This is a genomic window from Geodermatophilus sp. SYSU D01176 (assembly GCF_054050015.1).
The window spans coordinates 87,373-108,100 of sequence record NZ_JBJGYN010000011.1 but is presented as its reverse complement, the minus strand read 5'-3'; the positions used below and the strand labels follow the sequence as shown (position 1 = coordinate 108,100).

Sequence of the window (20,728 nt, the reverse complement as noted above, 5' to 3'; positions counted from 1 at the left end):
CCCGGCCCCGCCCGCCCGCCCGCCCCCCCCCCCCCCCCCCCCCCCCCCCCCGCCCCCCCCCCCCCCCCCCCCCCCCCCCCCCCCCCCCCCCGGGAGCCGACGAGTCCTGCTCAGACACGCCGGGCTCCGGCGTCGAGGAGGATCTGCTCATAGGTCCGTGCCAACTCCTCGTAGTTGCGGAAGCGGTTGTAGGAGGGGGCCCCGGGGGAGAGCAGCACCAGCCCGCCCGGACGGGCTCCCGCGAGCGCCTCGGCCACGGCGTCGGCCAGGGAAGCGGTCTCGGTCACGGGGGCGTCGACGCCGGCCGCAACCGCGGCGGCGCGGATGTCGGCGGCGAACCGGGCGCCGGTGTCCGGGATCGTCAGCACCTGCACCGTCCCGCCGCGGGCGACGACCGCCGCGGCCAGCTCGGTGTAGTCCAGCCCGCGGTCCTGCCCGCCGGCGATGAGCGTGACCTGCTGACCGGCGAAGGCGTCGATCGCCGCCCGCACCGACACCGGGGTGGTGCTCAGCGTGTCGTCGACGAACGTCACGCCGTCCCGCGTGGCCACCGGGGACAGGCGGTGCGGCAGGGCCCGGAACCCGGCGACGGCCGCGCGCACGGCGTCGGCGGACCGGTCGAGGTCCACCCCCATCCGCACGCACGCGGCCAGCGCGACGTGCAGGTTGGCGACGTTGTGCGCGCCCGAGAGCCGCTCGAGCGGGAAGCGGGCCAGCCGCGCCTCGGGGACGACGTCGGCCGGGTCGACCAGCACCGCAGGGTCCAGGTGCTGCTCCGCGACGGGCCGCGCCTGCGCGCCGACCACCACCGAACCCGGTCCACAGTTCGCGAAGACGTGCAGCTTGTCGCGGTAGTAGGTCTCGACGTCGCCGTGCCAGTCCAGGTGCTCGGGGGCCAGCGAGGTCACCGCGCCCCAGCCGGACCAACCCTCGACCGCGGCCGCCTGGTAGCTGGACACCTCGACGACCAGCGCGGTCCCGTCTCCGACGGCGTCGTCGAGCAGGACGTCGAGCAGCGGGGTGCCGATGTTGCCGGCGTGCACCGCGGGGCGGCCGGCCGCGGTGAGCACGGCGGCGGCCAGCGCGCTGGTGGTGCTCTTGCCCTTGGTGCCGGTGACGCACATCGTCGGGACGCCGCGGGCGGCGAACTCGACCAGGGCCACGCCGGTGCCGGATGCGAGGGTGGTCCGGGCGGCCAGCGCACGGGCGTCCTCGCGGTAGGGGCTGATCCCGGGCGAGCGGAACACCACGTCGCAGCCGGCCAGCTCGGCGACGTCCGTACCGGCCTGCACGCCCGGCGGCAGGTCCGCCGGGGGGACGGCGTCGACGACCAGGACCCCCGCCGCGCCGGCGGCGCGTGCGGCGCGGACCGCGGCGTGTCCCTCCCGCCCGTACCCCCAGACGCCGACCCGGCGCCCGGCCAGCTCGGCGAGCCTCACCGGGCGGATCCGGAGGGCGGAGGGGAGCGGTGCGTCACGGCGCCCACTGTACGGAGCCGGGGGTCGCCAGACGGTGCCCGCGGCGGGTCGCCGGTAGGCTCCCGGGACAGGTGCGCCGGGAAGTCTGGTCGGCAACGTCCTCGCCGACCCCGTCTCCTGGAGTTGCTCGTGCCGTCCACCTCCACCGCCCGTCTGTTCGGCCGAGGCTCCTGGGCCGAGACCAGCCGGATCGCCGACATCCTCCGCAAGGAGACTGTCGGCGGGGCGCTGCTGCTGGCCGCCGCGGCGATCGCGCTGGGGTGGGCCAACTCCCCGTGGGGCGGGGCCTACGAGACCCTGCGCGACACGAAGGTCGGCCCGGCGTCCCTCCACCTCGACCTGTCGCTGGGTACCTGGGCGGCCGACGGGCTCCTCGCGATCTTCTTCTTCGTCGCCGGCCTGGAGCTCAAGCGGGAGTTCGTCGCCGGCGACCTGCGGGAACCGCGCCGCGCCGCGCTGCCGATCGCCGCGGCGGTCGGCGGCATGGCCGTGCCCGCGCTGCTGTTCGTGCTGTTCAACCTGGGTCGGGACGACGACGCCCTGCGCGGCTGGGCCATCCCGTCGGCCACCGACATCGCGTTCGCCCTCGCCGTCCTCGCCGTGATCAGCACCCACCTGCCGGCGGCCCTGCGCACCTTCCTGCTGACCCTCGCGGTGGTCGACGACCTGCTGGCGATCGTCGTCATCGCGGTCTTCTACACCGACGACTTCTCCCTCGGGTTCCTGCTCCTGTCGCTGGTCCCGCTGGCGGTCTTCGGGCTCCTCGTGCAGCGACGGGTCCGGTCCTGGTGGCTGCTCCTCCCGCTGGCCGCGCTCACCTGGGTGTTCATGCACGAGTCCGGCGTGCACGCGACGGTCGCCGGCGTGCTGCTGGCGTTCACCGTTCCGGTGGTGCGCAGCGCGGCCGCGGGCGGCCCGGACGCCGGCCCGGGCCTCGCCGAGCACTTCGAGCACCGGATCCGGCCCATCTCGGCCGGCATCGCGGTCCCGGTCTTCGCCTTCTTCTCCGCCGGTGTCGCGGTCGGCGGGCTCGCGGGGCTGACCGAGTCGGTCACCGACAGCGTCGCCGTCGGCATCGCCGTCGGACTGGTGCTGGGCAAGGCCATCGGCATCACCGGCGCGACCTGGCTGGTCTCCCGCTTCACCCGCGCCCAGCTCGACGAGCACCTCGGCTGGCCCGACGTCCTCGGGCTCTCGCTGCTCGGTGGCATCGGGTTCACCGTCTCGCTGCTCATCACCGAGCTGGCCTTCGGCCTGGGCACGGAGACCTACGACCACGCCAAGGTCGGCATCCTGACCGGCACCCTGCTGGCCGCGCTGCTCGCCACCGTCGTCCTGCGGCTGCGCAACCGCCGCTACAAGCGGATCTACGAGGACGAGCGAGCCGACTTCGACCGGGACGGCATCCCGGACGTGTACCAGCGGGAGACGGTCGACGACCGCGCCGACCACCGCCTGGACCCGGGCGGCACAGCCCCGCCCGGGCGCGCCACCGACGGTTCCGCCGACGGCTGAAATTCCGCGTTGCAGGCCGCCGCGGATGGGACGTACCGTCGAGGTACACGAGAGAGGAGGTGGTCCGTAACTTGCATGCTTATCGGACTCGTGAGGTGGCTGTCCGCTAGCCGCCGTCCAGATGGGCCGCCCGTTCAGACGACAGTCTGAGCGACGGCAGATCGCCCGTCCGTCGTACGGCGGCGAGCGAGAACCGGACAGTCACCCGACCCCCGGGCCGCCGGCATTTGTCCAGCCGGCCCGCGTGCTGCTCCCCTCCTCGGAGGGCCGGGCGCCGCGGAGCAGCCCGGGGGTTGTCCGTTCTCCGGGGAGGGTCAGCGATGTCCAGCGACCACCTCGTCGAGACCGACGTCTCCCCCGGCGCCTGGATCGCCGCCGCCGTCCGGCGCGACCGCACCGTCGCCTCCCTCGTCCCCCCGGTCTTCGAGGCCTACGCCCGCGTCCTGCACCCCGCCGTCCGCTACGCGGCGGACGAGGACGTCGACGTCCGCTGGGACGAGGTCGCGGCGCACAACGGCACCACGGCGCACCGGCTCATGCAGTGGCCGGCGATCACCGGCTCGTGGGAGTACGTGGCCGAGGAGGACCAGCCCGGCGTCTGGAACGACAGCCCCGCCGAGGGCCACCTGCCCGCCTCCGTGGCCGTCGTCCTCGCCACACTGCTCGCCCGGTGGACGACCACGCCGCAGGAGTGCTGGTTCGGCTGGTGCGACGACGCGCACGGCGACCGGCCGCACCTGGTGCTGCCCGGCTGCGACCTGCTGCTGCGCCGCGGCCCGGTCACGCTGGCCGCGGCCAACTTCGCCCCCGAGCCGCAGGAGCAGAGCGCGGCGGTGTGGTGGCCCGCCGACCGCGCGTGGCTCGTGGCCACCGACCCGGCCCTGATGAGCACCTACGTCGGCGGGCCGGCCGGCGCGGTCGACGACGTCCTCGGCTCCCTGCTGGAGGCGCACCCGGCCGCCCCGGACGACCCGGTCGGCCACGACACCGACCCGGTCAACCCCGCCCCGACCCGCTTCTAGAGGACGGCGAGCTCCGCGGCCAGGTCGTCCAGCCCCAGCGAGCCCTGCGACAGCGCGGCCATGTGCCACGCCTTGCGGTCGAAGGACCCGCCGCGCGCCCGCTCCGCCGCCGCGCGGCCCTCGAGCCACGCGCGCTCCCCCAGCTTGTAGCTGATCGCCTGCCCCGGCAGCCCGAGGTAGCGGACCAGCTCGCTGTCGAGGAAGGCCGGGGTCGCGCCGCTGTGCTCCCCCAGGAAGGCCCGCGCCAGCTCCGGCGTCCACGGCCGGCCGCGGGAGCCCGCGAGGACGCCGTCGGCGTCGTCCGGGACGGGCAGCTCCAGGTGCATGCCGATGTCGATGACGACCCGCACCGCCCGCAGCTGCTGGGCGTCGAGGAAGCCCAGGCGCGTCCCCGGGTCGGCGAAGTAGCCGAGCTCGTCCATGAGCCGCTCGGCGTACAGCGCCCAGCCCTCGACGTTCGCGCCGACCGAGCCCAACGACGTCTGGTAGGTCGACAGCTGCCCCGAGACGTACGCCCACTGGGCCAGCTGCAGGTGGTGGCCCGGAACGCCCTCGTGGTACCAGATCGAGGTCAGGTCCCAGAGCGGGAAGCGCTCCCGGCCCAGCGTCGGCAGCCAGGTGCGGCCCGGGCGCGAGAAGTCCTGGGCGGGCCGGGTGTAGTACGGCGCGGCGGCGCTGCCGGGCGGCGCGATCATGGCCTCCACCTGGCGGACCGGCTCGGCGAGGTCGAAGTGGACGCCGTCCAGGGCCTCGATCGCCTCGTCCATCATCGCCTGCAGCCGCTCGCGGATGGCCTCGACGCCGTCGACCGCGGGGCCGTGCACGTCCAGCCAGCGCATCGCCTCCATCGGCGTGGCGCCGGGCACCACCCGCTCGGCCTCGGCCCGCTGCTCGGCGAGGATCCGCCGGTGCTCACCCCACCCCCAGGCGTAGGCGTCCTCGAGCCCGGCCCCGGCGCCCAGGTCCGAGCCGGTCCAGCGGCGGGCGGCCAGCGCGTAGCGGTCGCGGCCGACGGCGTCCGGCGTCCCCTCGGCCTTCGGCAGGTACGCGTCGCGGAGGAAGTCGCGCACCTCGGCGACCGCGCCGTCGGCGGCCTGCGCGGCGGCGTCCAGCTCGCCGCGGAGCGCGTCCGGACCCCGGGCGGCGAACCCGCCGAAGAACGGCCCGGCCAGCCACTCGCCGAGCTGCTCCACCACGGTCGACACCTGGCGCGGCGCGACGAGCAGGCCGCGCCGGGCGCCCTCCTCGAGCGACGCCCGGAAGCCGCGGTAGGCCTCGGGCACCCGCGCCATCCGGCGGGCGACGACCGACCAGTCGTCGTCGGACGCCGTCGGCATGAGCAGGAACACCTGGCGGATCGAGTGCACCGGGCTGAACAGGTTGGACAGCGCCCGCAGCCCCTCACCGGCCTCGTGCACGTGGAGCTCGGCGCCCAGCCGCTCGCGCAGCAGCCGGGCGCAGCGCCGCTCGACCGGGTCGTCGTCCAGGGACGGGTCGGCCGCCAGGACGCGGTCCAGTTCGGCGCGCGTGTCGCGGGCCAGCTGCGCCTCGGCCTCCAGCCCGGCGGGGCTGGGGTCGGGCAGCCGGTCGTCGCCGGGTCGGGTGCCCAGCGCCGTGGCCACGATCGGGTCGAGGTCGCAGACCGCGTCGACGTACCGGTCGGCGACCCGGCGGGGGGTGGCGGGGTGGGCGGACGAGTCGGGCGGGGTGCTCACCGGAGCCGCTCAAGGCGGGCGGACATGGTGGGCCGCAGCGGCCCGTCGCCGGCGGCGCGGTCGATGGCGTACATGAGCGCGCCCTTGACGATGCCGTAGAGCCGCACGGCGCGGGCCACGTCGGGGGCGTCCGGCGTCCGGGCGAGGACGTCGCTGGTCAGCTCCCAGCTGGTCGTCGTCCGGGCCCGGCCGACGTACAGCTCGACGAGCCCGTCGGGGCTGGTGACCAGCAGCTCGACGTCGTCCCCGCCGCGTGGCCGCAAGAAGCCGGACTCCCGGACCGCCGGACCCACGACCGTGCCGTCGTCGGTCAGCCGCCAGGTGCGCGAGTCGTAGGCCAGGAAGCCGCGGCCGTCGTGGCTGAACCGGATCCACTGGCCGAAGCGGTGGTCGCCGCCGGGCCCGGCGGCCTGCCCCTCGCCGTGCCACTCGCCGAGCAGCGGCAGGACGGCGAGCAACTCCTCGGAGACCTCCGGGCCGGAGCGGACGTCGACGGTGTCCGCGACCGGCAGCTCGGTGTCGCCGCTCATCGGCGCCCCTCCCGCGGACGGCGGGCGAGCCGGGCGGCGCCGTACCCGCAGCCGAGCGCCGCGAGCGACGCCAGGGCGACGAGGACCCACGCAGAGATCATGCGCTCCACCGTAGGACCGCACCCGCGGACGGGCTCAGGCGGTCGCCGGCACCGCCCCCACGGTCGCCCGCACGATCTCCTCCCACGGCGTGGCGGTCAGCCCCAACGTCGCGGTGGTGGCGCTGGCGTCGATCACGAACTCCCGGTCGAACTGGTGCCGGACATCGACGACCTCCCGCATCATCGGCGACACCAGCCCGATCCCGCGGAGGACCGACCAGGGGATCGGGCTCACCCGGGCAGGCGGCGCAGCGAGGGCCTCCGCCAGGTCGGTCAGCGCCTGCCGCTGGGAGCGTGGCGGAGCGCTCGGCACGTGCCAGCGCGGCCGAGTGCCCGTTCGTCCGTGCCGAGGGTCACCAGCGTCGCCGCGACGTCGGGCAGGTACGCCCAGCTGCGCGTGGCGTCGGGGTCGCCGACCACCCAGGCCCGCCGCCCTGCGCGCAGGGCCGGGAGCTGGCGGGTCAGGTGGGAGTGCGCGGCCGGTACCTGGGGGCCGACGAAGTCCGCGGCCCGAGCCTCGGTGACCCGCACGCGGCCCGCCTCGTGCGCCGCCAGAGCGTCGGCCCACATGCGGATCCGCACCCGGCCCTTGACGTCGACGGCGGCCAGCGGCGTCTCGGGGGTCATCGGCCCCGACGGGCGCCCGTAGCCGTAGAGGTTGGACATCGTCACGAGGACGGCACCGGTCCGCTGGGCCGCGGTGAGCAGGGCCGCCGCGACGGGCGGCCAGTCGGCGGGCCACCGGTGGTAGGTCGGGTTGACGGCGTTGTAGACGGCGGCGGCTCCCCGGACGGCCGCGGTCAGGGCGTCGGGGTCGGCGGCGTTGACCTGCCGGTGCTCAACGGCGCCGGTCGACGTCCCACCGCTGCGCGAGAGCACCCGCACGCGGTGGCCCTGGGTGGCGAGCAGCTCGGCGGTCGTCGTCCCGACCGGACCCTTGCCGACGATCACGTGCAGTGCCATGGATCCTCCTCGGAGATCGGACCGAGAGCACCGCTCTCGGTTGCGGACGACGCTCGCAGAAGGGGTCGACCGGCGTCAAGAGCAGCGCTCTCGGTTGCGCGCACTGATCACACCAGAGACCATCGGGGGCGTGCCCTCCACCGTGCGCGAACGCGTCCGCACCGCGCTGACCGCCGAGATCACCGCGGCCGCGCGCCGGCAGCTCGCCGAGGTCGGCGCGGCCGGTCTCTCGCTGCGAGCGGTGGCGCGGGAGATGGGCATGGCCTCGTCGGCCGTGTACCGCTACTTCCCCAGCCGCGACGACCTGCTGACCCGCCTGATCATCGACGGGTACGACGCCCTGGGCGCCGCCGCGGAAGCGGCCGACGACCCCACCGCCCCGCCTCGGGAGCGGTGGCTGGCGGTGTGCCGCGCCGTCCGGTCGTGGGCCCTGGCGCACCCGCACGAGTACGCGCTGCTCTACGGCTCACCGGTCCCCGGCTACGCGGCCCCCCGCGACACGGTGCCCGCCGCCGCGCGGGTCGGCGTGGTCCTGGGGCGCATCCTCGGCGACGCGGCCCGCAGCGGCGCTCTGCCCGAGGCGGTGGGCGTCGCCCGCGACCCGAAGCTGGTGAGCGACGAGGCGGCGGCCGTCCTCGGCGGGGAGCACCCCGCGATCGACGACACCGTCCGGCTGCGCGCGCTGCTCGCCTGGAGCTCGGTGTACGGCACGGTCAGCTTCGAGCTCTTCGGCCACCTCGCCGGAACCGTCGCGGACACCGACGAGTACTTCGACGTCGCCATGGGCGAGCTCGCCGGGCTCCTCGGGTTCTGAGGTGCCCTTCACCGGCAGCCACCCGGCGGCGGTGCTGCCGCTCCTGCGGACGCCGCTACCCGCCTCGGCCCTCGTCGCCGGCAGCATCGCGCCCGACATCCCCTTCTACCTGCCGCTGACGCTGTCGTGGCCGACGCACACCGCCCTCGCGGTCGTCACCGTGGACGTGTTGCTCGGCGGGCTGGCCTGGGCGCTGTGGCACGCGCTGCTGGCCCCCGCGGCGTTGTCCGCGGCACCGGCGGGCCTGCGCGGTCGGCTCGCCGGCGTGCCGATCGGCCTCCGCCGGCGGCTGCGGTCGGCCCGCGCTGCGGGTCTGGTCCTGCTCGCCCTGGCCGTCGGCGCCGGCATCCACGTGCTCATCGACGAGTTCACCCACCCCGGCCGCTGGGGCGCCGAGCACCTCCCAGTCCTGGCGCGGGCGTGGGGGCCGCTGCCCGGCCTCCGCTGGCTGGACTACGCGCTCGGCGTCGTGGGCGGCCTCGTCCTGCTGGCCTGGCTGGCGCGGTGGTGGCGGCGCACGCCCGCCGTCCCGGCGCCGACCCGGCCGCGGTGGTGGCTGCCCTGGGCGGTCGTCGCCGTCGCCGGTCTCGCCGGCGGGCTGAGCGCGATCGGCGGCGCGCCGGACCTGCGCTCGGCGGCGGTGGCCGCGGCGTTCCGCGGCGGGGGCGCGCTGCTCGCGACGGCCGTTGTCCTGGCCCTCGTCGCCGTCCTGCCGGCGGGCGTCCGCGGGGAGGACGGCGCCGGTCGCCGAGGTCACGGTTGAGCTCGGTCCGCGATGGGGCAGGCTGGCGTACCGGACCGGTGCCGGTCGGGACGCGGAGGAGGTGGCGGGACTGTGGGTGTGCGTGAGAACGGCGGGGGCGGCGCGCTCCGCTCGGACGTGGAGACCCTGCTCTCGCGGACCCTCGCCCGCTACGAGCGCGTGCTGGCCAACGTCGCCGACGGCATCTACGGCCTGGACGCCGACGGCCGCGTCGAGTTCGTCAACCCCGCGGCGGTGCGCATCACCGGCCTGGCGGCGGAGGAGCAGCTGGGCCGCGACCAGCACGCGGTGATCCACGGCCGCCGGCCCGACGGCTCGCCGTACCCGAAGCACGAGTGCCCGGTCTGGCACGCCCTGACGTCCGGCCGGACGGTCACCGCCGACGACGAGGTGTTCTGGCACCGCGACGGCATCCCCGTGCCGGTCGAGCTGATCGCCGTCCCGACGGTGGAGGACGGCGTGGTGACCGGTGTGGTGGTCTCCTTCCGCGACCTGACCGACCGGCTGGCCGCCCGGCGCCAGGCCACGGAGCTGCAGCGGATGACCGAGCGCGCCGCCGCGCAGCGTGCGCTGTCCGACCGCCTGCAGCAGGCCCTGCTCACCCCACCCCCGGAACCGGACCACCTGCAGGTCGCCGTGCGCTACCGCCCCGCCGCCCACGAGGCGCAGGTCGGCGGCGACTGGTACGACGCGTTCCTCCAGCCCGACGGCGCGACGATGCTCGCCATCGGCGACGTCGTGGGCCACGACAGCGGCGCCGCCGCGGCGATGGGCCAGCTGCGCGGACTGCTGCGCGCGCTCGCCTACGACAACGACGAGCCACCGTCGGCGACGCTGTCCCGCACCGAGCACGTCGCCCGCGGGCTGGCCGTCAGCACGATGGCGACCGTGGTGCTTGCCCGCATCGAGCGCCACCCGGACGTGCCCGTCGCCGGCACGCGCGTGCTGCGGTGGAGCAACGCCGGCCACCTCCCGCCGGTGCTGCTGGCCCCCGACGGCACCACGACGCTGCTGGAGACCCGCCCCGACCTGATGCTCGGCGTGGACGCCGACGCTCCGCGCGCCGACCACACCGTCGAGCTCGGGGTCGGCGCCACGCTGCTGTTGGTCACCGACGGCCTGGTCGAGCGGCGGGACACCGACCTGGACGCCGGCCTGGCCGCGCTGCAGGAGGCGCTGCGCGATCTCGGGACGACACCCCTGGAGGAGCTCTGCGACACCCTGCTGGCGCGGATGCTGCCCGAGCCCGGCGCCGACGACGTCGCGATCGTCGCCGTCCGGGGCCATCCGGAGGACCGTCCCCGGCCGCCCGAGGCGGGTCCCAACCGCCTGCCGCCCGGCGTCGACTGAGGCGGGGCCGTCAGCGCAGCAGCTCGAAGGCGTGCCCCCAGGTGCCCGTGCGCGCTCCGTGGACGACCCAGGCCATGCACATGGCCTCGAGCCACCGGCTGGCCTCGATGCCGCCGTGGCCGTGCGCCGTCCACCCCCGGGCGAGTGCCCGGCCCACCTGCCCGCTGCCGAGGACCGCGACGCGCACGGCGCCAGGACAGCACAGCGCCCGCCCCCCCCGAGGAGGGAAGCGGGCGCTGCGGACGGCGTCCTGGCTCACCGTGCGGGGTCCTGGCTCGGCGTCGAGGGCGAGCCAGGACCCCTGGCGATCAGGTCACCTGGTCATCGGTGTCAGGCGATGGCGACGGTGGTCTCGTTGAGGCCGACGTCAGCGGTGAGCACGCGCTCGCCCCTGCCCACCGGGGCCAGCGTCCGCAGCTTCCAGTCCCCCGGGGCGGCGAAGAAGCGGAACTCACCCTCCGGGCTGGTCACCACCTCGGCGGTGAACTCGTCGGTGGCGTCGAGCAGCCGCACGTAGGCACCGGCGACGGGCGCGCCGTCGTGCCAGACCTGGCCCTGGATGACCGTCTGGGTGCTCAGGTCCACGCCGGCCAGCGCGCCGCCCTGCTTCGGGGCGCCGCACATGCTCAGGCCCCCTTCGCGATCGGGACGCCGACGAGGGAGCCGTACTCGGTCCAGGAGCCGTCGTAGTTCTTGACGTTCTGGTGGCCGAGCAGCTCGCGCAGCACGAACCAGGTGTGGCTCGAGCGCTCCCCGATCCGGCAGTAGGCGATGGTGTCCTTCGAGGTGTCCAGGCCCGCCTCGGCGTAGAGCTTGGCCAGCTCCTCGTCGCTCTTGAACGTGCCGTCCTCGTTGGCCGCCTTGCTCCACGGCACGTTCACCGCAGTCGGGATGTGGCCGGGGCGCTGCGCACCCTCCTGCGGCAGGTGCGCCGGGGCGACCAGCTTGCCGGCGAACTCGTCGGGCGAGCGGACGTCGACCAGGTTCTTCTCGCCGATCGCGGCGACGACCTCGTCGCGGAAGGCGCGGATCGAGGTGTCGGGCTCGGCGGCCTTGTACTGCGTCGCCGGGCGGGAGACGGTCCCGGTGGACAGCGGGCGGCTGTCGAGCTCCCACTTCTTGCGGCCGCCGTCGATCAGCTTGACCGCCTGGTGGCCGTAGAGCTTGAAGTACCAGTACGCGTAGGCGGCGAACCAGTTGTTGTTGCCGCCGTAGAGGACGACGGTGTCGTCATTGCTGATGCCGCGCTCGGACAGCAGCTTCTCGAACTGCTCGCGGTCGACGAAGTCCCGGCGCAGCGGGTCCTGCAGATCGGTGCGCCAGTCGAGCTTGACGGCGCCCTCGATGTGGCCCTTGTCGTAGGCGCTGGTGTCCTCGTCGACCTCGACGAAGACGATGCCGGGGGCGCCGATGTGCTCCTGGGCCCAGTCGGCGGAGACGAGCACGTCGTTGCGGCTCATGGGGGGTGTTCCCTCCTGTGGTGGGTGTGCGGTCGGTCAGGCGGTGCGCGCGGGACGGACCCGGCGGACGGTCAGGTACAGCTCACAGCCGAGGCAGAAGCCGGTGGCCGCGTTGAGCAGGGCCGCCACCAGCGCGAGGCCGGTCGCGACGGCGCCGACCAGCGGCGCCCCGGAGAGGTACCCGGCGGCGCCCACGACGGCGAAGACCAGGCCGACGAGCTGGGCGAAGCGCGCCGGCGCCTCGGGTTCCCGCTCGCGGACCCGCCCCAGCCGCGGGGCGACGAGGAGGCGGAACAGCACCCCGTAGGGCGCATACCGCAGACCGGCGAGGGCGCCGACGGCGAAGACGGCGGCCTGGGCGGCCACCAGCAGGCCGCTGCCGGTCAGCAGGGCGACGGCGAGGACGGCGCTGGTGACCCACGCGGCGGAGCGCGGACCACGGACGTCGACGAGTCGCCCGGGCGGGGGGTGTGCAGGGGGCATGGGTGCAGAGGGCTTCCGGACGGCGGTCAGGGCGCGTCTGGACGAGACCGGGCTCGTCCTAGGAGGCCGGACACAGGCAGCTGCCGACGCGGCACAGGTCCACTGTGCGACGGCTGGTCAGCAGGATGCCCACGGCGGAAGGGTAACGGATCACACGCCCCGCCCGTCCCGGGCACCGGCAGGGGACGCGTGCGCCTCGACCAGGGCGGTGAGCTCGGCGGGTCGCGGGGCGCCGCTGCTGCGGCCGAGCAGGCGGCCGTCGCGGTCCAGGTAGAACAGCGTCGGGGTCCGGCGGACGTCGAGCTCCCGGACGGCGTCGAGGTGGCTCTCTGCGTCGACGTCGACGTGCGCCAGCCCCGGCCGCGTGGCCTGCAGCTGCTGCAACCGGAGCCGGGTCGCGCGGCACGGCCCGCAGAACGCCGTCGAGAACTGGACGACGGTCAGGTCGGCGTCGCCGGGGCGCACCCCCAGGCCCTCGAGCACGGCCGTCGTCGTCCGCTCCTGCCCGCTGTCGGGTCCGCGCACCGCGCCGTTCCTCCTCCGCAGCTCCCGGGCCGCGACGGCCGTCAGCGCGAGGGCGACGGCCAGCACGGCGGCTCCGATCGGGTCCACCCCGGGGACAACCGGGCCCGGCCACCGGCTGTTCCGGCTCGCCGGTCCGGGGGAACCGGAGGGCGGGTCAGCCGCTGAGCACCGTGTCGGTCGCCCCGACGGCGACGCGCAGGCCGTCGTCCGCCGGCGTGACCCCGGTGACCTGCAGGCCGAAGGGCAGTGACGGGATGACGTAGCGCACGTCGAGGGCGTCGCTGACCCGGTCGACGAGGAAGTCCGGCACGTCGACGCCCGCGCCGGAGGCGTCCTCGACGTCCACCAGCACGGTGTCGCCGTCGAGCGACACCGTGCCGGTCGCGGCGAGCGGGACGCTCACGCCGGCGACCTCGACGGTGCGCTGCACGCGCAGCCCGGCGCCGTCGCGGGTCACGGTGGTCCCCGGGCCCAGCTGGGCGGCGAGCAGCGCGTAGGACAGCGTCGCGGTCCCGTCGACCCGCTCGACCGGCACCTGCTGCACCGATCCGGACAGGACGTCGGACAGCGCCACCTCGACACCTCGCAGCGAGACGTCGACGCCGGTGCCCTCGGGCTGCCCCAGGTCGGCGCCGGTCAGGGAGACCCGCACGTCCTCGTAGCGCCCGCCGACCGCCTGGGTCAGGAAGGGGAAGCCCCCGATCTCCAGGTCGGGTGCGCCGGCGAGCCCGCCCCGCTGGGCGACCACCCGTGCCACCTGGTCCTCGGCGATCTCCTCGCCGACCCGGTCGGCGGCGAACACCAGGCCGCCGAGGAGCAGCAGGACCACCAGCAGCGCGCGCACGACCGGGCCGCTCAGAGGGCGTTCTGCAGCACGACGGAGAAGGCCACCGGAGCGGCCGCGGCGACGGGCAGCACCGCCTGCAGCAGCGCCGCGGCCCACGCCCGGGCCGGCCCGCCGGCGACGACGTAGCCCGCGGCCAGGGCGACCAGCGCGGTGACCGCACCCAGCGCCAGGCCGGCGACGAGCGCCCCCAGGACCGGAGCCAGGTCACCGGCGCCGGAGCGCACCACCGCGACGGCGGCCCCGGCCAGCACGGACAGCACGAGCGCGGGCACCCCCCGCGGCACACCGGTGGCCACCGTCGGCCGGGGCAGCACCAGGTCGACGAGGGCACCCACCACCAGCGTCGTCCCCACGACGAGCAGGGTGCTGGTGGCGGGCGCCGCCGCGTCCCCCTCGGCCGGCAGGAGCAGCACGACGGCCAGGGCGGTGACGGCGCAGACGAGCAGGAGCACACCCGCCAGCGAACCGACCACGTCCGACCGCGGCGCCCGGCGCGTCATCTGGTGCAGCACCGCGGCGAGCAGGCCCAGCCCCGGCACGGCGACGAGCGCGCCGATCTCCGGCCGCTGGGGCAGCACGAGGAGCAGGTCGGCTCCGGCCGCCGCGGCGAGCCCGAGCGCCGGCGCGCCGGCCCGGGCGAGGATCCCCGTGGCGGGCACCCACGCCACCACCAGGGCGACCTGCAGGACGGCGACCGCGACCAGCCGGCCCGCGTCGCCCGCGGCCGCGGGCACCCCGACGAGCAGCGCGGTCGCTGCTACGACCGCGGCGACCGTGGGCAGGTGCTCCGCGCGGGCGGGGAGCCCGGGCCGCGCATCCGTCGCCGTCACGGCCCGATCGTCGCAGACACCCAGCGGCCGATCCGCTCGACGAGCGGGGCGGTGGCTCCGCTCTCGGCGTGTCCGGCCCAGGGGACCACCCGGGCCGTCGCCGTCGGTCCGGCCGCCCGGCCCGGCGCGAGGCGCACGCCGCCCGCCGTGGGGACGGTCACCGGTCGCGATCCGGTCACGGAGCCGGATCGCCGGTACACGTCGGTTATCCTGCTGTCTCTTCGACAGCGCTGTCGTGGGCCCCCGGACGACCCCGTCGTCCCCGGCTCCTCCGAGGAGACGTCATGCGACTCGTGCTCATGACCGCCGCACGCCAGGCCACGACCGAGGTGCTGCCCGCGCTCGGCCTCCTGGGGCACCACGTCCGCGTGGTGCCTCCCGAGCTCTCCAGCCTGCTCGACGGCGACTCCGGCGACGTCGTCCTCGTCGACGCCCGGCACGACCTGATCCAGGCCCGCACGCTCTGCGGGCTGCTCTCCTCCACCGGGGTGGCCTCGGCGCTGGTCGCCGTCCTCTCCGAGGGCGGCCTGGTCGCGCTGTCGGCCGACTGGGGCGTCGACGACGTGCTGCTCGACACCGCCGGCCCGGCCGAGGTCGACGCCCGCCTCAAGTGGGCCACCGCCCGCCGGCTGGCCGCCACCACCCCCGCCGACGGCGCCGACGGCGGCGTGACCCAGGCCGGTGAGCTGGTGATCGACGAGCACAGCTACTCCGCGAAGCTGCGCGGCCGCCCGCTCGACCTCACCTACAAGGAGTTCGAGCTGCTCAAGTACCTGGCCCAGCACCCGGGCCGGGTCTTTTCCCGCGCGCAGCTGCTGCAGGAGATCTGGGGCTACGACTACTTCGGCGGCACCCGCACCGTCGACGTCCACGTGCGGCGGCTGCGGGCCAAGCTCGGCACCGAGCACGAGGCGCTGATCGGCACCGTCCGCAACGTCGGCTACAAGCTCGACCAGCAGGTCGCCGACGCGACCGCGGCCGCCGCGCGCGCCCAGGCCGAGACGCAGAACGACACCGAGCTGGTCTGAGGCCGCCCTGTCCACTGCACCCCTCGTCCGGGACGTCGACCGGCTCGACCCGGCCGGCGTCCAGGCGGTCCTCGCGTTGCTGCGCGCGGCGACCGCGGCCGACGGCGTCCGCCCCCTGTCGGAGGAGGCGGAGCTGCGGCTCCAGCACGGCGGTCCGCCCGGCGGCCGGGACGTGCTGGTCGGCGCTGCTGACGGCACGCTGACCGGCTACGCCCGCTTCGAGGGCGGCGACGGCAGCGGGGACGCCGAGGCCGAGCTGGTCGTCGCCCCGGACTCCCGGCGGCAGGGCATCGGGGACACGCTGCTGACCCACCTCGAGGAGCTGGCCGGGGACCGTCCCCTGCGGGTGTGGGCCCACGGCGACCTGCCCGGGTCGGCGGAGCTGGCGCGGCGACACGGCCACGAGCGGGCGCGGGTGCTGCTGCAGATGCGGCGGGAGCTGGCCGGCGTCGACCCCGACCCGCGGCTGCGCCTGCCCGAGGGCGTCGTGGTGCGCACCTTCCGCCCCGGCCGCGACGAGCAGGCCTGGCTGCGCACCAACGCCCGGGCCTTCGCCGCCCACCCCGAGCAGGGCAGCTGGACCGCCGACGACCTGCGGCTGCGCGAGGCCGAGCCGTGGTTCGACCCGGCCGGCTTCTTCCTGGCCTGGAACGGCGAGAGGCTGCTGGGCTCGCACTGGACGAAGGTCCACCCGCCCGGCGACGAGGGACCGGAGGCGGTCGGCGAGGTCTACGTGCTGGGCATCGACCCCGACGCGCAGGGCCTGGGCCTGGGGCGCGCGCTGACCGACGTGGGGCTGGCCCACCTGCGGAGCCTGGGGCTGCGCCAGGTCCTCCTGTACGTCGAGGAGGACAACACCGCGGCGGTTTCCCTCTACGAGCGCAGCGGGTTCACCCGGCACGCCGTCGACGTCTCGTGGCGCCGCGGCGGCTAGCCACCTGGTCCTCCCGCCGGGGACGGAACGCGCGGGTCCGCCAATCGGCGCGCGGTCGTTCACCGGTTGGACGTGAGCTGGTCCACACCCCGTGACGCAAGCCTCGACCGGCGTTCACCCCGAGTTCACCGAGCGACGGGGAGGCGTCAACCTCGGCTGCCTACCGTCGGTGCCCGTTGGTTCCGCGCTGCCCGGCAGAAGCCCCGGGCACACCGTCGAAGGGCCCCTTCCTTGAAGCTCAGCACCACGTCGCGCGCCGTCGTCCTCTCGGCTGCGCTCGCCGGCACCCTCGCGCTGACCGCGTGCGGCGCCGCGAACGAGGAGACCGCCGGTGGCGAGGCCACCAGCACCACCGGCGGCTCCGAGGAACTGAGCGGCAGCCTCGCCGGCGCCGGCGCCAGCAGCCAGCAGGCCGCGATGCAGGGCTGGACCGCCGGTTACTCGAGCGTGCAGCCGGGTGTGACCGTGAACTACGACCCGGTGGGCTCCGGCGGTGGGCGCGAGCAGTTCGTCGCCGGCGGCACCGACTTCGCCGGCTCCGACGCCGCGCTGGACGAGGAGGAGCTGGCCGCGGCGCAGGAGCGCTGCGCCGGCGGTGAGGTCTTCGAGCTGCCGAACTACATCTCGCCGATCGCGGTCGTCTACAACCTCGAGGGCGTCGAGGGTCTCAACCTCTCCCCCGCGGTGCTGGCCGGCATCTTCAACCAGCAGGTCACCACCTGGAACGACCCGGCGATCGCCGCCGACAACCCCGGCGTCGCGCTGCCCGACCTGGCGATCACCCCGGTGAACCGGTCCGACGAGTCGGGCACGACCGAGAACTTCACCGAGTACCTGGCCGCCGCGGCCGCCGAGGCCTGGCCGCACGAGCCGGACGGCAACTGGCCGGTGGCCGGCGGCGAGGCCGCCCAGGGCACCTCCGGTGTGGTCAGCGCCGTCAGCGGCGGCAACGGCACCATCGGCTACGCCGACCTGTCCCAGGCCGGCGACCTGGGGGTGGCGAACATCGGTGTCGGCGAGGAGTTCGTGACCCCGACCCCCGAGGCCGCGGCCGCGGTGGTCGAGAACTCCGAGCGGCTCGAGGGCCGGGGCGAGTACGACTTCGCCATCGAGCTCGCCCGGGACACCACCGAGTCCGGCAACTACCCGATCGTCCTGGTGAGCTACCACATCGGCTGCATCACCTACGACGACGCGGAGAAGGCCGGTCTGGTCAAGGACTTCATGGGGTATGTGATCAGCGAGGAGGGCCAGCAGGCCGCGGCCGAGGCCGCGGGCTCCGCGCCCATCTCCGACGCGCTGCGCGAGCAGGCGCAGACGGCCGTGGACGCGATCACCGCCGGCTGAGCCCACAATGACCGGCAACGGCCCGGGGTGCCCGATGGCGCCCCGGGCCGTTGGCGGGCCCGGCTCCGGCCGGGTACCCGACCCACACCCCGCCGGGTCCCCAGGCACCGGCCCACACCCCACGGAGCAGCGGTGAGCAGCACCAGGGCCACACCCCCGTCCCCTCCCGGGACGCGACGGTCGGTCCGCCGTCCCGGCGACCGGGTCTTCGCCGGGACCGCCAGGGGCGCCGGCATCCTCATCCTCGTCATCCTCGCCGGGGTCGCCGCGTTCCTCGTCGTCGAGGCGGTGCCCGCGCTGACCGCGCCGGCCGAGGACATCCCCGGCGACGGCGGCCTGGTCGGCTACATCGCCCCGCTGGTCTTCGGCACCCTGCTGGCCGCGGTCATCGCCCTGGTGGTGGCCACGCCGCTGGCGGTGGCCATCGCCCTGTTCATCGGCTACTACGCCCCACGGCGGCTGGCCCAGGGCCTGGGCTACCTGGTCGACCTGCTCGCCGCGATCCCCAGCATCGTCTACGGCTTCTGGGGCATCTTCTGGCTGGCGCCGAAGCTGGTGCCCTTCTTCGAGTGGCTCGAGCGCAACCTCGGCTTCATCCCGCTGTTCGCCGGCCCGGCCTCGACGACGGGCCGCACCATGCTGACCACCGGCCTGGTCCTCGCCGTGATGATCCTGCCGATCGTCAGCGCCATCTCCCGCGAGGTCTTCCTGCAGGTGCCGAGCCTGCACCGCGAGGCCGCGCTGGCCCTGGGCGCCACCCGCTGGGAGATGATCCGGATGGCGGTCCTCCCCTACGGCCGCTCCGGCGTCATCGGCGGCTCCATGCTGGGCCTGGGCCGGGCACTCGGCGAGACCATGGCCGTCGCCATCGTGCTGTCGGTCTCCGGCGGCATCACGTTCAACCTGATCAGCAGCGGGAACCCGTCGACCATCGCGGCGAACATCGCGCTGGAGTTCCCGGAGTCCTCGGGCATCGACATCAACACGCTCATCGCCAGCGGCCTGGCCCTGTTCGTCATCACCCTCGCGGTCAACATGCTGGCCCGCGCGATCGTCAACCGGCGCGCCGACTTCTCCGGAGCGAACTGATGAGCCAGATCTCGACCGCGCCGGTCACCCGTGGCGGCAGCGGCGCGCCCGGCGGCCCGCGCCGCACCGAGCGCAGCCGGCGGCTGCCGAACTGGGCGCCCTGGGCGGCCTTCGCCGCGGCGGCCGCCGTCGTCGGGGTGCTCTGGCCGGTGTTCGACCTCAACATCGCGCTGTTCGTGCTCTACACCGTCGTCCTCGGGACCCTCGCGGTGTACCTGCTGACCCGCGCCGTGGAGGGCCCCCGGCGAGCCACCGACCGGCTGGTGACGTGCCTGGTGGTCAGCGCGTTCGGGCTGGCGATGGTGCCGCTGGTCTCGCTGGTCTGGGAGGTCGTCAGCCGGGGGATCGGGCGGCTGGACGGCACCTTCTTCAATTCCTCCCTCGTCGGGATCGTCGGCGAGGGCGGCGGCGCGTACCACGCGATCATGGGCACGCTGATCATCACGGCCCTGACCACGCTGATCTCGGTGCCGATCGGCCTGATGACCGCGATCTTCCTCGTCGAGTACGCCCAGGGGCGGCTGAAGCGGGGCATCACGTTCATGGTCGATGTCATGACCGGCATCCCGTCGATCGTGGCCGGCCTGTTCGCCTACGCCCTGTTCGCGATCTTCCTCGGCCCGGGGGTCCGGCTGGGGATCATGGGCGCCATCGCGCTGTCGGTGCTGATGATCCCGGTCGTCGTCCGCTCGGCGGAGGAGGTGCTCAAGCTGGTGCCGAACGAGCTGCGCGAGGCCTCCTACGCCCTGGGCGTGCCCAAGTGGCGGACCATCGTCAAGGTGGTCATCCCGACCGCCATCGCGGGCCTGGGCACCGGCGTCACCCTGGCGATCGCCCGCGTCGTCGGCGAGACCGCCCCGCTGCTGATCACCCTCGGCATCACCAACGCCACGAACCTCAACGCGTTCGACGGCCGCATGGCGACACTGCCGGTCTACGCCTACTACCAGCTGACCCAGCCGGGCGTGCCGCCGGAGTTCGCCACGGACCGGGCCTGGACGGCGGCCCTGGTCCTGATCATCCTGGTGATGGGTCTCAACGTCGTCGCCCGGCTCATCAGTCGCTTCTTCGCCCCCAAGTCCGGTCGCTGACCGGCAACCCTGGAGGACCTCCTGTGGCCAAGCGCATCGACGTCTCCGACCTCAACATCTACTACGGCAACTTCCTGGCGGTCGAGAACGTCAACGTCTCGATCGAGCCGCGCAGCATCACCGCCCTCATCGGGCCGTCGGGCTGCGGGAAGTCGACCTTCCTGCGTTCGATCAACCGGATGCACGAGGTCATCCCGGGTGGCCGCGTCGAGGGCAAGATCGTCATGGACGGGCAGGACCTCTACGGCCCCGACGTCGACCCGGTCGACGTCCGCCGGCAGATCGGGATGGTCTTCCAGCGGCCGAACCCGTTCCCGACGATGTCGATCTACGAGAACGTCGCCGCGGGCATCCGGCTGAACAACAAGAGGATGAAGAAGTCCGACCTCGACGACCTGGTCGAGCGTTCGCTCCGGGGAGCCAACCTCTGGAACGAGGTCAAGGACCGCCTCAACCGCCCCGGCGCCGGCCTGTCCGGCGGTCAGCAGCAGCGGCTGTGCATCGCTCGCGCGATCGCCGTGGAGCCCGACGTCCTGCTGATGGACGAGCCGGCCTCCGCGCTGGACCCGATCTCCACGCTGGCGATCGAGGACCTGATGGCCGACCTCAAGGAGCGGTTCACGATCGTCATCGTCACCCACAACATGCAGCAGGCCGCGCGGGTGAGCGAGCAGACCGGCTTCTTCAACCTCAGCGGGGTGGGTCAGCCCGGCCGGCTGATCGAGTTCAACCCGACCGAGAAGATCTTCAGCAACCCGGACCAGAAGGCGACCGAGGACTACATCTCCGGCCGCTTCGGCTGAGCAAGGCCCCCGCGTCAGGGGCCGCTGCGGGATCTCCCGC

23 protein-coding genes are annotated in these 20,728 nt (G+C 74.9%); 11 read left to right on the top strand and 12 right to left on the bottom strand.

Annotation, left to right across the window (positions count from 1 at the left end):
- Nucleotides 1-110: 110 nt before the first annotated feature.
- Nucleotides 111-1,439 carry a UDP-N-acetylmuramoyl-L-alanine--D-glutamate ligase gene (gene murD, locus ACI78Z_RS08850; protein WP_457036155.1) on the bottom strand — a complete coding sequence of 443 codons (1,329 nt, stop codon included), beginning with the start codon at nucleotides 1,437-1,439 and terminating at the stop codon, nucleotides 111-113.
- Nucleotides 1,440-1,607: 168 nt separating this feature from the next.
- Here murD and nhaA point away from each other — a divergent pair, with 168 nt between their 5' ends.
- Nucleotides 1,608-2,993 (top strand): Na+/H+ antiporter NhaA, encoded by a 1,386-nt coding sequence (gene nhaA, locus ACI78Z_RS08845; RefSeq protein ID WP_457036154.1) that lies wholly within the window; start codon nucleotides 1,608-1,610, stop codon nucleotides 2,991-2,993.
- Nucleotides 2,994-3,313: 320 nt separating this feature from the next.
- On the top strand, nucleotides 3,314-4,015 hold the full coding sequence (locus tag ACI78Z_RS08840; RefSeq protein WP_457036153.1) for a hypothetical protein: 702 nt from the start codon (nucleotides 3,314-3,316) through the stop codon (nucleotides 4,013-4,015).
- On the opposite strand, the gene ACI78Z_RS08835 is transcribed toward ACI78Z_RS08840, so the two are convergent.
- The 4 genes from ACI78Z_RS08835 to ACI78Z_RS08820 form a co-directional block, all read right to left on the bottom strand.
- Nucleotides 4,012-5,730 carry a DUF885 domain-containing protein gene (locus ACI78Z_RS08835; protein ID WP_457036152.1) on the bottom strand — a complete coding sequence of 573 codons (1,719 nt, stop codon included), beginning with the start codon at nucleotides 5,728-5,730 and terminating at the stop codon, nucleotides 4,012-4,014. The genes ACI78Z_RS08840 and ACI78Z_RS08835 overlap by 4 nt on opposite strands.
- Entirely contained in the window at nucleotides 5,727-6,260 is a 534-nt protein-coding gene (locus tag ACI78Z_RS08830) for an FABP family protein (RefSeq protein ID WP_457036151.1), read from the bottom strand. Before ACI78Z_RS08830 ends, ACI78Z_RS08835 begins: the two co-directional genes overlap by 4 nt.
- Nucleotides 6,261-6,395: 135 nt before the next feature.
- Nucleotides 6,396-6,596 carry a hypothetical protein gene (locus tag ACI78Z_RS08825; RefSeq protein WP_457036150.1) on the bottom strand — a complete coding sequence of 67 codons (201 nt, stop codon included), beginning with the start codon at nucleotides 6,594-6,596 and terminating at the stop codon, nucleotides 6,396-6,398.
- Nucleotides 6,597-6,634: 38 nt separating this feature from the next.
- Nucleotides 6,635-7,324: an NAD-dependent epimerase/dehydratase family protein gene (locus ACI78Z_RS08820; RefSeq protein WP_457036149.1), complete on the bottom strand. Its 690-nt coding sequence runs from the start codon at nucleotides 7,322-7,324 to the stop codon at nucleotides 6,635-6,637.
- A gap of 130 nt (nucleotides 7,325-7,454) precedes the next feature.
- Here ACI78Z_RS08820 and ACI78Z_RS08815 point away from each other — a divergent pair, with 130 nt between their 5' ends.
- The 3 genes from ACI78Z_RS08815 to ACI78Z_RS08805 all read left to right on the top strand — a co-directional run bounded on the left by ACI78Z_RS08815 (nucleotide 7,455) and on the right by ACI78Z_RS08805 (nucleotide 10,251).
- A complete protein-coding gene (locus ACI78Z_RS08815; protein ID WP_457036148.1) occupies nucleotides 7,455-8,138 on the top strand; it encodes a TetR/AcrR family transcriptional regulator in 684 nt (227 codons plus the stop codon).
- Between the two features lies 1 nt (nucleotide 8,139).
- On the top strand, nucleotides 8,140-8,901 hold the full coding sequence (locus ACI78Z_RS08810; RefSeq protein WP_457036147.1) for a DUF4184 family protein: 762 nt from the start codon (nucleotides 8,140-8,142) through the stop codon (nucleotides 8,899-8,901).
- 72 nt (nucleotides 8,902-8,973) lie between these two features.
- Nucleotides 8,974-10,251: a PP2C family protein-serine/threonine phosphatase gene (locus ACI78Z_RS08805; RefSeq protein WP_457036146.1), complete on the top strand. Its 1,278-nt coding sequence runs from the start codon at nucleotides 8,974-8,976 to the stop codon at nucleotides 10,249-10,251.
- Between the two features lie 10 nt (nucleotides 10,252-10,261).
- On the opposite strand, the gene ACI78Z_RS08800 is transcribed toward ACI78Z_RS08805, so the two are convergent.
- The 7 genes from ACI78Z_RS08800 to ACI78Z_RS08770 all read right to left on the bottom strand — a co-directional run bounded on the left by ACI78Z_RS08800 (nucleotide 10,262) and on the right by ACI78Z_RS08770 (nucleotide 14,396).
- The gene (locus tag ACI78Z_RS08800; RefSeq protein ID WP_457036145.1) at nucleotides 10,262-10,438 is read right to left on the bottom strand and encodes an NAD(P)-binding domain-containing protein; all 177 of its coding nucleotides are present in this window, start codon (nucleotides 10,436-10,438) and stop codon (nucleotides 10,262-10,264) included.
- Nucleotides 10,439-10,581: 143 nt separating this feature from the next.
- A complete protein-coding gene (locus ACI78Z_RS08795) occupies nucleotides 10,582-10,875 on the bottom strand; it encodes a DUF1416 domain-containing protein (protein ID WP_457036144.1) in 294 nt (97 codons plus the stop codon).
- A gap of 2 nt (nucleotides 10,876-10,877) precedes the next feature.
- Complete coding sequence (locus ACI78Z_RS08790) at nucleotides 10,878-11,711, bottom strand: sulfurtransferase (RefSeq protein WP_457036143.1); 834 nt, start codon at nucleotides 11,709-11,711, stop codon at nucleotides 10,878-10,880.
- Between the two features lie 36 nt (nucleotides 11,712-11,747).
- Complete coding sequence (locus ACI78Z_RS08785) at nucleotides 11,748-12,194, bottom strand: DUF4395 domain-containing protein (RefSeq protein ID WP_457036142.1); 447 nt, start codon at nucleotides 12,192-12,194, stop codon at nucleotides 11,748-11,750.
- 150 nt (nucleotides 12,195-12,344) lie between these two features.
- Complete coding sequence (locus ACI78Z_RS08780) at nucleotides 12,345-12,806, bottom strand: thioredoxin family protein (protein WP_457036141.1); 462 nt, start codon at nucleotides 12,804-12,806, stop codon at nucleotides 12,345-12,347.
- Nucleotides 12,807-12,873: 67 nt separating this feature from the next.
- Nucleotides 12,874-13,563, bottom strand: coding sequence for an LmeA family phospholipid-binding protein (locus tag ACI78Z_RS08775; protein WP_457036140.1), 690 nt, complete (start codon nucleotides 13,561-13,563; stop codon nucleotides 12,874-12,876).
- An 11-nt stretch (nucleotides 13,564-13,574) separates the two neighbouring features.
- Nucleotides 13,575-14,396 carry a hypothetical protein gene (locus ACI78Z_RS08770; protein ID WP_457036139.1) on the bottom strand — a complete coding sequence of 274 codons (822 nt, stop codon included), beginning with the start codon at nucleotides 14,394-14,396 and terminating at the stop codon, nucleotides 13,575-13,577.
- Between the two features lie 284 nt (nucleotides 14,397-14,680).
- On the opposite strand from ACI78Z_RS08770, the gene ACI78Z_RS08765 reads away from it, so the two are divergent.
- The 6 genes from ACI78Z_RS08765 (at nucleotide 14,681) to pstB (ending at nucleotide 20,688) form a co-directional block, all read left to right on the top strand.
- Nucleotides 14,681-15,424: a winged helix-turn-helix domain-containing protein gene (locus tag ACI78Z_RS08765; protein ID WP_457036138.1), complete on the top strand. Its 744-nt coding sequence runs from the start codon at nucleotides 14,681-14,683 to the stop codon at nucleotides 15,422-15,424.
- A gap of 7 nt (nucleotides 15,425-15,431) precedes the next feature.
- Nucleotides 15,432-16,358: a mycothiol synthase gene (gene mshD / locus ACI78Z_RS08760; protein ID WP_457036157.1), complete on the top strand. Its 927-nt coding sequence runs from the start codon at nucleotides 15,432-15,434 to the stop codon at nucleotides 16,356-16,358.
- 231 nt (nucleotides 16,359-16,589) lie between these two features.
- Nucleotides 16,590-17,705, top strand: a complete 1,116-nt coding sequence (gene pstS, locus ACI78Z_RS08755) for a phosphate ABC transporter substrate-binding protein PstS (protein WP_457036137.1) — start codon at nucleotides 16,590-16,592, stop codon at nucleotides 17,703-17,705.
- A gap of 132 nt (nucleotides 17,706-17,837) precedes the next feature.
- Nucleotides 17,838-18,794 carry a phosphate ABC transporter permease subunit PstC gene (pstC, locus tag ACI78Z_RS08750; protein WP_457036136.1) on the top strand — a complete coding sequence of 319 codons (957 nt, stop codon included), beginning with the start codon at nucleotides 17,838-17,840 and terminating at the stop codon, nucleotides 18,792-18,794.
- Complete coding sequence (pstA, locus tag ACI78Z_RS08745) at nucleotides 18,794-19,885, top strand: phosphate ABC transporter permease PstA (RefSeq protein WP_457036135.1); 1,092 nt, start codon at nucleotides 18,794-18,796, stop codon at nucleotides 19,883-19,885. The genes pstC and pstA overlap by 1 nt, the downstream gene beginning before the upstream one ends.
- A gap of 23 nt (nucleotides 19,886-19,908) precedes the next feature.
- Nucleotides 19,909-20,688 (top strand): phosphate ABC transporter ATP-binding protein PstB, encoded by a 780-nt coding sequence (pstB, locus tag ACI78Z_RS08740; protein WP_457036134.1) that lies wholly within the window; start codon nucleotides 19,909-19,911, stop codon nucleotides 20,686-20,688.
- The last annotated feature ends 40 nt before the right edge of the window (nucleotides 20,689-20,728 follow it).

What these genes read in the sequence shown, in the direction of transcription:
- ACI78Z_RS08840 (WP_457036153.1), top strand. Translation starts at nt 3,314, where the DNA reads ATGTCCAGCGACCACCTCGTCGAGACCGACGTCTCCCCCGGCGCCTGG.
- ACI78Z_RS08830 (WP_457036151.1), bottom strand. Translation starts at nt 6,260, where the DNA reads ATGAGCGGCGACACCGAGCTGCCGGTCGCGGACACCGTCGACGTCCGC.
- ACI78Z_RS08820 (WP_457036149.1), bottom strand. Translation starts at nt 7,324, where the DNA reads ATGGCACTGCACGTGATCGTCGGCAAGGGTCCGGTCGGGACGACGACC.
- ACI78Z_RS08795 (WP_457036144.1), bottom strand. Translation starts at nt 10,875, where the DNA reads ATGTGCGGCGCCCCGAAGCAGGGCGGCGCGCTGGCCGGCGTGGACCTG.
- ACI78Z_RS08790 (WP_457036143.1), bottom strand. Translation starts at nt 11,711, where the DNA reads ATGAGCCGCAACGACGTGCTCGTCTCCGCCGACTGGGCCCAGGAGCAC.
- ACI78Z_RS08785 (WP_457036142.1), bottom strand. Translation starts at nt 12,194, where the DNA reads ATGCCCCCTGCACACCCCCCGCCCGGGCGACTCGTCGACGTCCGTGGT.
- ACI78Z_RS08765 (WP_457036138.1), top strand. Translation starts at nt 14,681, where the DNA reads ATGCGACTCGTGCTCATGACCGCCGCACGCCAGGCCACGACCGAGGTG.
- pstA (WP_457036135.1), top strand. Translation starts at nt 18,794, where the DNA reads ATGAGCCAGATCTCGACCGCGCCGGTCACCCGTGGCGGCAGCGGCGCG.